The sequence below is a fragment of the Streptomyces sp. NPDC058665 genome (assembly GCF_042714995.1).
Lineage (GTDB): Bacteria > Actinomycetota > Actinomycetes > Streptomycetales > Streptomycetaceae > Streptomyces.
Genome location: NZ_JBHXRX010000121.1, coordinates 1 through 8,661, shown reverse-complemented (window position 1 = coordinate 8,661; position 8,661 = coordinate 1). Strand labels below are relative to the sequence as shown.

Below are 8,661 nucleotides of genomic sequence, written 5' to 3'. Positions count from 1 at the left end.
TTGCCGAAGTGCCCACAGGAAACCACCCTGCGGGCACTTCGGCGCCTTGCGATGCACCGCGCCAGACGCTCCGGGCTCATCCGCGAAGATCCACCGGACAGGACCTAGCGGGCCTGGGGGCCCCGGCGCTGGGGAAGCGAGACCACGCCCGCCCCCGGCTCCGTCGGGCCGGTCGGGGCCGCCGGCGGCAGCCCCGCGAGCTGGCACAGCAGATCGCACCAGGCCGCCAAGTGCGTTGCCGCGTCCGGGACTCCGCCCATGCCCTCGCGCGGCGTCCAGGAGGCCCGGATCTCGATCTGGGTCGCCGGACGGCGCTCAGACAGCCCGCCGAAGTAGTGCGATCCCGCGCGGGTGACCGTGCCGCTCGGCTCTCCGTACGAGAGCCCGCGCGCCTCCAGCGCCCCGGTCAGCCACGACCAGCAGACCTCCGGGAGCAGCGGGTCCACCGCCATCTCCGGCTCCAGCTCCGCCCGTACGAGCGTCACCAGACGGAACGTGCCCTGCCAGGCGTCGTGGCCCTCCGGGTCATGAAGGAGGACAAGTCTGCCGTCGGCCAGATCGTCGTCCCCCTGGACCACCGCCGCCTCCAGCGCGTACGCGTGCGGTGCGAGCCGCTGAGGAGGCTTCGTCGGGTCGATCTCCATCTCGGGGCGCAGCCGCGCCGTCCGCAAAGCCTCAACGGCCAGTCGGAACGCGGACGGGACGGAGTCCCCCTCCGTACCCCCCGTACCGCCGACGCCGTTGGAATGATCAGAAAACTGTCCCTGAGCCGCAGCCATGCGGGGAAGAGTAGGCGGAACGAGCGTCCCGTGCGGTGAAGGACACCCGGCCCGGGGCGGCCGCTTCTGTGTACATGCGAAGATTCTGGGCGTGAGCGCCAACGACCGCCCCTCGGGCCAGCCGACGAAGACCGCGCCGACAGCGGCGACACTCGCCACCCGCGACTCCGCCTTCATGAAGGCGTGCAGGCGGGAGACCGTGCCGCACACCCCGGTGTGGTTCATGCGGCAGGCGGGGCGGTCGCTGCCCGAGTACCGCAAGCTGCGCGAGGGCACCGCGATGCTGGAGTCGTGCATGCGGCCGGACATGGTCACCGAGATCACGCTCCAGCCGGTACGCAGGCACGGGGTCGATGCCGCGATCTACTTCAGCGACATCGTCGTCCCGCTCAAGGCCATCGGCGTCGACCTCGACATCAAGCCTGGCGTCGGCCCCGTCGTCGCGCACCCCGTCCGCTCGCGCGCCGACCTCGCGCAGCTGCGGGACCTGACGCCCGACGACGTCCACTACGTCACCGAGGCCATGGGCATGCTCACCGCCGAGCTGGGGTCGACCCCGCTCATCGGCTTCGCGGGCGCCCCGTTCACGCTCGCCAGCTATCTCGTGGAGGGCGGGCCGTCCCGTAACCACGAGAACACGAAGGCCATGATGTACGGCGATCCGGAGCTCTGGGCCGAGCTGCTCGACCGGCTCGCGGAGATCACCGGCGCGTTCCTCAAGGTGCAGATCGAGGCGGGAGCCAGCGCCGTACAGCTCTTCGACTCCTGGGTGGGCGCGCTCGCCCCCGCCGACTACCGGCGCTCCGCGATGCCCGCGTCTGCGAAGGTCTTCGACATGATCGCCGGGTACGGGGTGCCGCGTATCCACTTCGGTGTCGGTACGGGCGAACTCCTCGGCCTGATGGGCGAGGCCGGTGCGGACGTCGTCGGCGTCGACTGGCGCGTACCGCTGGACGAGGCGGCCCGGCGGGTCGGCCCCGGCAAGGCGCTCCAGGGCAATCTCGACCCGGCGGTCCTCTTCGCCCCCACGCGGGCGGTGGAGACGAAGACCGACGAAGTCCTCGACGCCGCGAAGGGGTTGGAGGGGCACATCTTCAACCTGGGGCACGGGGTCCTGCCGAACATGGACCCGGACTCGCTGACCCGCCTCGTCGAGTACGTCCACACCCGGACCGCGGGTTAGTCACCAGCCCGCCTTCCGTACGGCGGCCGTCGCCTTGCGGGCCGCCACCAGGACCGGGTCCCAGACCGGTGAGAACGGCGGCGCGTAGCCCAGGTCCAGCGCCGTCATCTGTTCCACCGTCAGCCGGGCCGTGAGGGCGACCGCCGCAATGTCCACCCGCTTCGCGGCGCCCACCCCGCCCACGATCTGCACGCCGAGCAGCCGGCCCGACCGGCGTTCGGCGAGCATCTTCACCGTCATCAGCGGCGCCCCCGGCAGATACCCGGCGGTGCCGGTGGACTCGATGGTCGCCGTCACGTACTGGAGCCCCGCCGCGCGGGCGTCCTTCTCGCGCAGCCCCGTCCGGGCGATCTCCCGGTCGCAGACCTTGCTGACGGCGGTGCCGACGACGCCCGGGAACGTGCCGTAGTCGCCGCCCACGTTGGCGCCGATGATCTGGCCGTGCTTGTTGGCGTGCGTACCGAGCGCGATATGGCGGGTGGTGCCCGTGACCAGGTCGAGCACCTCCACGCAGTCGCCGCCCGCCCAGATGTTCTCGTGCCCCCGCACCCGCATCGACAGATCGGTGAGCAGCCCGCCGTGCGGGCCGAGCGGCAGACCGGCGGCCTCGGCGAGCGAGGTCTCCGGGCGGACACCGATGCCGAGGACGACGACGTCCGCCGGGTACTCGGCGTCGTCCGTCACGACCGCCCTGGCCCGGCCGTCGTCGCCGGTCAGGATCTTGGAGACCGCCGCGCCGCCGACCGTCGTGATGCCGAGGCCGTCCATCGCCTCGTGGACCAGCCGGCCCATGTCCGGGTCGAGCGTGGCCATCGGCTGCTCGTCGCGGTGCAGGACGGTCACCTCGTACCCGCGCTTGAGCAGCGCCTCCGCCATCTCGACGCCGATGTACCCCGCGCCCACGACGACCGCGCGTCCGCCGTCGTCCGTGCGGGCCAGCGTCTCGATCAGCGCCGTCCCGTCGCCGAGGGTCTGCACACCGTGCACGCCGGGGGCGTCGATGCCCGGCAGCGAGGGCCGGACCGGGCGCGCGCCGGTGGCGATCACGAGCTTGTCGTAGTGCGTCCAGGACTCGGTCCCGGCGTCCAGATCCCGGGCCAGGACCCGCCCGCCCCCGGTGTCGATCCGTACGACCTCGGTCCGCATCCGCAGATCGATCGCGCGCTCCCGGTGCTCCTCCGGCGTGCGGGCGATGAGGTCGTCCAGCCGCTCGACGTCGCCGCCGACCCAGTACGGGATGCCGCACGCCGAGTACGAGGCGAAGTCGCCGCGCTCGAAGGCGGTGATCTCCAGCTCCCCGGGCCCCTTGAACCTGCGGGCCTGCGACGCCGCGGACATACCCGCCGCGTCGCCGCCGATGACCACCAAGCGCTCCGCTGCCATTGCGCGTCCCCTTCGGATGTGTGCGGGGTACCGCGTACCCCGCACACAGACGCTACGCGGACGCGCCGGTTCAGTCCTGCTTGCCCGTGTCCGGCGACTGCGCGGGGGTCGGCACCGGCGTCGGCGCGGGCTCCGGTGCCGGAGCCGCGACCGGCGTACGCCGCGCTCCCAGGCCCAGCAGCCGTACGCCGAACAGCCGCCACAGCACGTACAGCACCGCCAGCGCGGCGGCGAACGGCAGGACCGCGCCCACCACGACCACGGTCCAGCGCAGCATCGACACGAGCGCGCCCCAGCCGCCGCCGAGCGCGTCGAGGAAGCCCGGGTCGTCGTCCTTCTCGTCCTTCGCCTCCGTCTCCTCGCTCAGGTCGAGCGTGATGGTCGCCATCGTCGTCCGGTCGGCGAGCGACGCCTGCCGGGCCAGCAGGGACTCCAACTCGGCCTGGCGGGTGTTCAGCTGGGACTCCAGGGCCACGACGTCGGTGATGTCATCGGCCTGGTCCATCAGATCCCGTACGCGGTTCACGCTCGCGCGCTGCGTCGCGATACGGCTCTTGACGTCGACCACCTGCTCGGTGACGTCCTTCGCGTTCGCCGTGCGCGTCAACAGCTTGCCGGTGCCCGCGAGTTCGGTGAGGACGGAGTCGTAGTCGGCCTCCGGGACCCGCAGCACGATCTTCGAGGTCACATGGGTGTCGTCGATGCGCTCCGTGGTCTCGTCCTCGATCTCGCCGCCCGCGCCGAGCGCGACCGAACGGGCCGTGGCGAGCGCCTTCGTCACGCTCTTCACCTCCACCGACAGGCCGGCGGTGCGGATCACATGGGTCTGCACGGAGTCCGCGCCGGCCTCCGTGCCCTTCTCCGCCCGCTGCTCGCCGGCCCCGTCGGCCGCCGCCTCCGGCCCGGCCGCACCCTGCCCGCCCCTCGCCGGTCCGGCCGCGCTGTCGGCCTTCATGTCTCCGCTGTCCGAGTCGTCCGCGCCGCTGCACCCTGCCAGGGCCAGTGAAACGGTGAGAAGTGCTGCCGCGAATGCGGGAAGTGCGCGCATGCCAATCCCCCCAAAGATGCCGAGCGCTGATTTCGGGGGTTCGACGGACGGGCGGGGGAGAGGGTTGCGCTTTTCCGGTCGCGAAGCGGTCACGGTCGGGCCTCGGTACGGGCCTGGCACGGGGCCTCGGTACCGACCCGGCGGCGGCCGAGGCGGGCGGGAAGCGGTCTGAGAGAGTGGAGGCCATGGTGAGCAGTCCGAACCCCACACCTCCCGCCGGCCCCCATGTCGTCGTCATCGGGGGCGGTATCGCCGGTCTCGCCGCGGCCGACCGGCTGCTGTCCGCCGGGGCCCGCGTGACCCTCCTGGAGGCGACCGACCGCCTCGGCGGCAAACTCCGGGCCGGCGAGATCGAGGGCGCCCCCGTCGACCTCGGCGCCGAGTCCATGCTCGCGCGCCGCCCCGAGGCCGTCGACCTCGCCCGCTCCGTGGGGCTCGGTGAGCGCCTCCGGACGCCCGCGACGACCTCCGCCTCCGTCTGGTCGCGCGGCGGGCTGCACGCCATGCCCAAGGGCCATGTGATGGGCGTACCGGCCGACGCGTCGGCCCTCGCCGGTCTGCTCTCCGCGGAAGGCGTCGCCAGGATCGACCGCGAACGGGACCTCGGTCCGGTGGCCGTCGGCGACGACGTGTCCATCGGCGAGTACGTCGCGGAGCGGCTGGGGCACGAAGTGGTGGACCGGCTCGTGGAGCCGCTGCTCGGCGGCGTCTACGCGGGCGACGCCTACCGCATCTCGATGCGCGCCGCCGTCCCCCAGCTCTTCGATGCGGTTCGCACCCACGACTCACTCCTCGACGCCGTCCGCTCCGTTCAGGCCAGGGCCGCCGAAACCCCCCGCACCGACGCCGTGTTCGCCGGCATCGACGGCGGCATGGGCAGGCTGCCGGGCGCCGTCGCCGACGCCGTACGGGCACGTGGAGGCGACATCCGTACGGAGACGCCCGTCCTCGCCCTCACCCGCACCGCCGTCGGCTGGGCGGTCCGCACCGAGCGCGGGACCGTCGCCGCCGACGGGGTGATCATGGCGAACCCCGCCTGGTCCGCCTCCGCCCTCCTCGCGCACGAGTCACCCGCCGCGTCCGCCGGACTCGCGGAGATCGAGTACGCCTCCATGGCGCTCGTGACGATGGCCTTCCGCCGCGCCGATGTCGCGGACCTGCCCGGACTGCCCGACGGCAGCGGCTTTCTCGTACCGCCCGTCGACGGCCGCACCATCAAGGCCGCGACCTTCTCCACCCGTAAGTGGGGCTGGGTCGCCGAGTCGGCGCCGGACCTCTTCGTCCTGCGTACGTCCATCGGCCGGTACGGCGATGAGGACCAACTCCGGCGCGAGGACACCGAACTCGTCACGGCGTCCCTGCGCGACCTCGGCGCCGCGACCGGGCTCGCCACGTGGCCCGTGGCCGCCGAGGTGACCCGGTGGATCGGCGGTCTGCCCCAGTACCCGGTGGGCCACCCCGCCCGCGTCGCCCGCATCCGCGAGGCCGTCGCCAAACTCCCTGGACTGCGCGTCTGCGGCGCCCCGTACGACGGCGTCGGCATCCCCGCCTGTATCGCGAGCGCCCGGCGCGCCGCCGACGAGATCATGGCGACGCCGACCCTGGCGCGGGGCACGGATCGGGGCGCGGGAGAATAGCCGTATGACTTCCGCACCAGACAAGACCCCCAACGCGGGCAAGAAGGCCAAGGACCTCAACGACGTGATCCGCTACACGCTGTGGTCCGTCTTCAAGCTGCGCGATCTGCTGCCGGAGGACCGGGCCGGTTACGCCGACGAGGTCCAGGAGCTGTTCGACCAGCTCGCCGCCAAGGACATCACCGTCCGCGGCACATACGACGTGTCCGGGCTGCGCGCCGACGCCGACCTGATGATCTGGTGGCACGCCGGCACCGCGGACGAGCTCCAGGGCGCGTACAACCTCTTCCGCCGCACCCGGCTCGGCCGGACGCTCGACCCGGTCTGGTCGAACATGGCGCTGCACCGCCCCGCCGAGTTCAACAAGTCGCACGTGCCCGCGTTCCTGGCCGACGAGACGCCGCGCGAGTGGGTGAGCGTCTACCCCTTCGTGCGTTCGTACGACTGGTATCTGCTGCCCGACGACGAGCGCCGTACGATGCTCGCCGACCACGGAAAGATGGCCCGTGGATATCCGGATGTGCGCGCCAACACCGTGTCATCCTTCTCGCTCGGTGACTACGAGTGGATCCTCGCCTTCGAGGCCGACGAACTGGACCGGATCGTCGACCTGATGCGTCATCTGCGGGGTTCGCAGGCACGGCTGTACGTACGGGAAGAAGTGCCGTTCTACACGGGCCGCCGGAAGTCGGTCGCGGACCTGGTCGACGGACTCGCCTGACCACGCCTGATCCACAGGCGCGGACCGTGATCCGCGTAGCGTGATCGCACAACCGCATGACGGCCGGGCCGCCCCCGGGTGGCCCGGCCGTCCCACCCGGAAGATCAGACGACCGGCGGCAGCCCGCGGCCGGACCTCTCGTCCAGCGACACCGGGTCCGGCTCCGGGTCGCACCGGTCGCCGACCGGCGGCAGACGCGGTGAACAACGGGGGAATACGCCATTTTCCCCGTACTCGCCCGCGCTTCGCCGGTCGCGACCGGTGGGCCCGGAGCGTTGGAGGGGACCAGGGTCCCCGACTGCGGCGGAACGCGCGGGATCGGGACGTACAGAAGCGGAGCGTGCCATGACCACGAGCGGTGACCTGCTCATCGACGCCTTCGACCGTGTCCGTCAGAACGTCCACGAGGTGGTCGACGGACTCTCGCCCGAGGCGCTCGCCGTCCGCATCGACGAGGGGGCGAACTCGATCGCCTGGCTGGTCTGGCACCTCACCCGGATCCAGGACGATCACCTCGCCGATGCCGCCGGGACGGACGAGGTGTGGATCGCACAGAACTGGACGGGCAGGTTCGAACTGCCCTTCTCGCGCCACGCCACGGGATACGGACACTCACCCAAGGACGTGGCGGCGGTCGGCGGCGTCACGGGGGAGGCGCTGGTGGAGTACCACGACGCCGTCCACGAGCAGACCGTCTCGTACATCAGGACCCTTGAGGACGCCGACTACGCACGCGTCGTGGACCGGACCTGGACCCCGGCCGTGACCCTCGGCGTGCGGCTGGTCAGCGTCATCTCCGACGACCTCCAGCACGTCGGCCAGGCCGCCTTCATCAGGGGCTGGCTGCTGCGGCCCTAGGTCCTGCCCGGCGAAGATCCACCGGACCTCGCGCCGCACGAGCTCTCCGGCATCTCGTACGCCCCCGGGTCTGTCAGGTACGAGAGGAGCTTCCGTGCCGCGGGGCCGGTGCGGCCCTCCTCCGGGACGGCCGCCGAGACCTCCCAGAGGCCGCTCTCCGCCCCGGCCAGCGGCACCGTACTGAGCCCGGCCGCGTGGTCCTTGCGGGCGACAGGGCGGGGCACCACGGCGACACCGAGGCCCTCCCCGACCAACTCGATCAGGCTGTGCACGTCGTTGACCTCCAGGGCCACCCGCCGCTCCACGTCCACGGCGTCGAAGGCCCGGTCCGTGAGGCCACGGGCTCCCCAGTCCTGGTGGAAGTCCACGAAGACCTCGTCGGCCAGATCGGCCCACCGCGCCTCGGCCGCCCCCGCGAGCCGGTGACCGGGATGACAGAGCAGCACCATCGGCTCGCCCGCCAGCCGGACCAGCCGCACCCCCTCCGGTACGGCCCCGGCCACGACGACGAACGCCAGGTCCAGCCGTCCCTCCGCGACATCGTCCACGAGCGACGCGGAGCCCGCCTGCTTCAGCCGTATCTCGACATCGGGGTGCTCGGACCGGAAGCGCGCGAGCAGGGCGGGGACATGCACGCCGGTGACGCACTGCTCGGTGCCGACCGACAGCGTGCCGCGCATCAGCCCCTGTACGGCGGCGACCGCCTCCTTGCCCGCCCGTACGCTCGCCAGCGCGCGCGAGGCCTCCACGAGCAGCGCGCGTCCCGCGCCGGTCAGCTCCACCCTGCGCGTGGACCGCACGAAGAGCGCGGCGCCCAGCTCGCGTTCCAGCGCGCGCACGGACGCCGAGAGGCCCGACTGGGAGACCAGCAGCCGCTGCGCGGCCCTCGTGAAGTGCCGCTCTTCCGCGACGGCGACGAAGTACTCAAGATGACGGAGTTCCACGGAATCAGCCTAATACTCCAGTTGCACTTCTCCATTTGTCCTGGTCACAGGGCCTTTCCGGAGTCTAGTTTGCTGACGCCGTGTCAGGGTGGCGGTGGTTCGTGACTC

8 protein-coding genes are annotated in these 8,661 nt (G+C 72.1%); 4 read left to right on the top strand and 4 right to left on the bottom strand.

All coding sequences use genetic code 11. The features are described 5' to 3' along the window. Positions 1-104 precede the first annotated feature (104 nt). Positions 105-779, bottom strand: coding sequence for a DUF3000 domain-containing protein (locus tag ACFWV8_RS37740; RefSeq protein WP_329379897.1), 675 nt, complete (start codon positions 777-779; stop codon positions 105-107). Between the two features lie 91 nt (positions 780-870). Here ACFWV8_RS37740 and hemE point away from each other — a divergent pair, with 91 nt between their 5' ends. Then, complete coding sequence (hemE, locus tag ACFWV8_RS37735) at positions 871-1,962, top strand: uroporphyrinogen decarboxylase (RefSeq protein ID WP_384214987.1); 1,092 nt, start codon at positions 871-873, stop codon at positions 1,960-1,962. On the opposite strand, the gene ACFWV8_RS37730 is transcribed toward hemE, so the two are convergent. Together ACFWV8_RS37730 and ACFWV8_RS37725 are read right to left on the bottom strand one after the other, a co-directional pair. Then, positions 1,963-3,345: an FAD-dependent oxidoreductase gene (locus tag ACFWV8_RS37730; protein ID WP_384214985.1), complete on the bottom strand. Its 1,383-nt coding sequence runs from the start codon at positions 3,343-3,345 to the stop codon at positions 1,963-1,965. It abuts the gene before it with no gap. A gap of 70 nt (positions 3,346-3,415) precedes the next feature. After that, entirely contained in the window at positions 3,416-4,393 is a 978-nt protein-coding gene (locus ACFWV8_RS37725; protein ID WP_384214983.1) for a DUF4349 domain-containing protein, read from the bottom strand. A gap of 185 nt (positions 4,394-4,578) precedes the next feature. Here ACFWV8_RS37725 and hemG point away from each other — a divergent pair, with 185 nt between their 5' ends. From hemG to ACFWV8_RS37710, 3 genes are all read left to right on the top strand, one after another. Beyond that, positions 4,579-6,030, top strand: coding sequence for a protoporphyrinogen oxidase (hemG, locus tag ACFWV8_RS37720; protein WP_384214981.1), 1,452 nt, complete (start codon positions 4,579-4,581; stop codon positions 6,028-6,030). Between the two features lie 4 nt (positions 6,031-6,034). Beyond that, the gene (gene hemQ, locus ACFWV8_RS37715; protein ID WP_329379879.1) at positions 6,035-6,751 is read left to right on the top strand and encodes a hydrogen peroxide-dependent heme synthase; all 717 of its coding nucleotides are present in this window, start codon (positions 6,035-6,037) and stop codon (positions 6,749-6,751) included. Between the two features lie 345 nt (positions 6,752-7,096). Continuing rightward, positions 7,097-7,609, top strand: coding sequence for a DinB family protein (locus ACFWV8_RS37710; RefSeq protein ID WP_384214979.1), 513 nt, complete (start codon positions 7,097-7,099; stop codon positions 7,607-7,609). Here the strand turns inward: ACFWV8_RS37710 and ACFWV8_RS37705 are convergent. Continuing rightward, on the bottom strand, positions 7,606-8,553 hold the full coding sequence (locus ACFWV8_RS37705; RefSeq protein WP_384214977.1) for a LysR family transcriptional regulator: 948 nt from the start codon (positions 8,551-8,553) through the stop codon (positions 7,606-7,608). The two genes, ACFWV8_RS37710 and ACFWV8_RS37705, sit on opposite strands and share 4 nt — an antisense overlap. Positions 8,554-8,661: the final 108 nt, after the last annotated feature.

Excerpts from the sequence above, each read along its gene's own strand:
- ACFWV8_RS37740 (WP_329379897.1), bottom strand. The coding sequence starts at position 779 with ATGGCTGCGGCTCAGGGACAGTTTTCTGATCATTCCAACGGCGTCGGC.
- hemG (WP_384214981.1), top strand. The coding sequence starts at position 4,579 with ATGGTGAGCAGTCCGAACCCCACACCTCCCGCCGGCCCCCATGTCGTC.
- ACFWV8_RS37710 (WP_384214979.1), top strand. The coding sequence starts at position 7,097 with ATGACCACGAGCGGTGACCTGCTCATCGACGCCTTCGACCGTGTCCGT.
- ACFWV8_RS37730 (WP_384214985.1), bottom strand. The coding sequence starts at position 3,345 with ATGGCAGCGGAGCGCTTGGTGGTCATCGGCGGCGACGCGGCGGGTATG.
- hemQ (WP_329379879.1), top strand. The coding sequence starts at position 6,035 with ATGACTTCCGCACCAGACAAGACCCCCAACGCGGGCAAGAAGGCCAAG.
- ACFWV8_RS37725 (WP_384214983.1), bottom strand. The coding sequence starts at position 4,393 with ATGCGCGCACTTCCCGCATTCGCGGCAGCACTTCTCACCGTTTCACTG.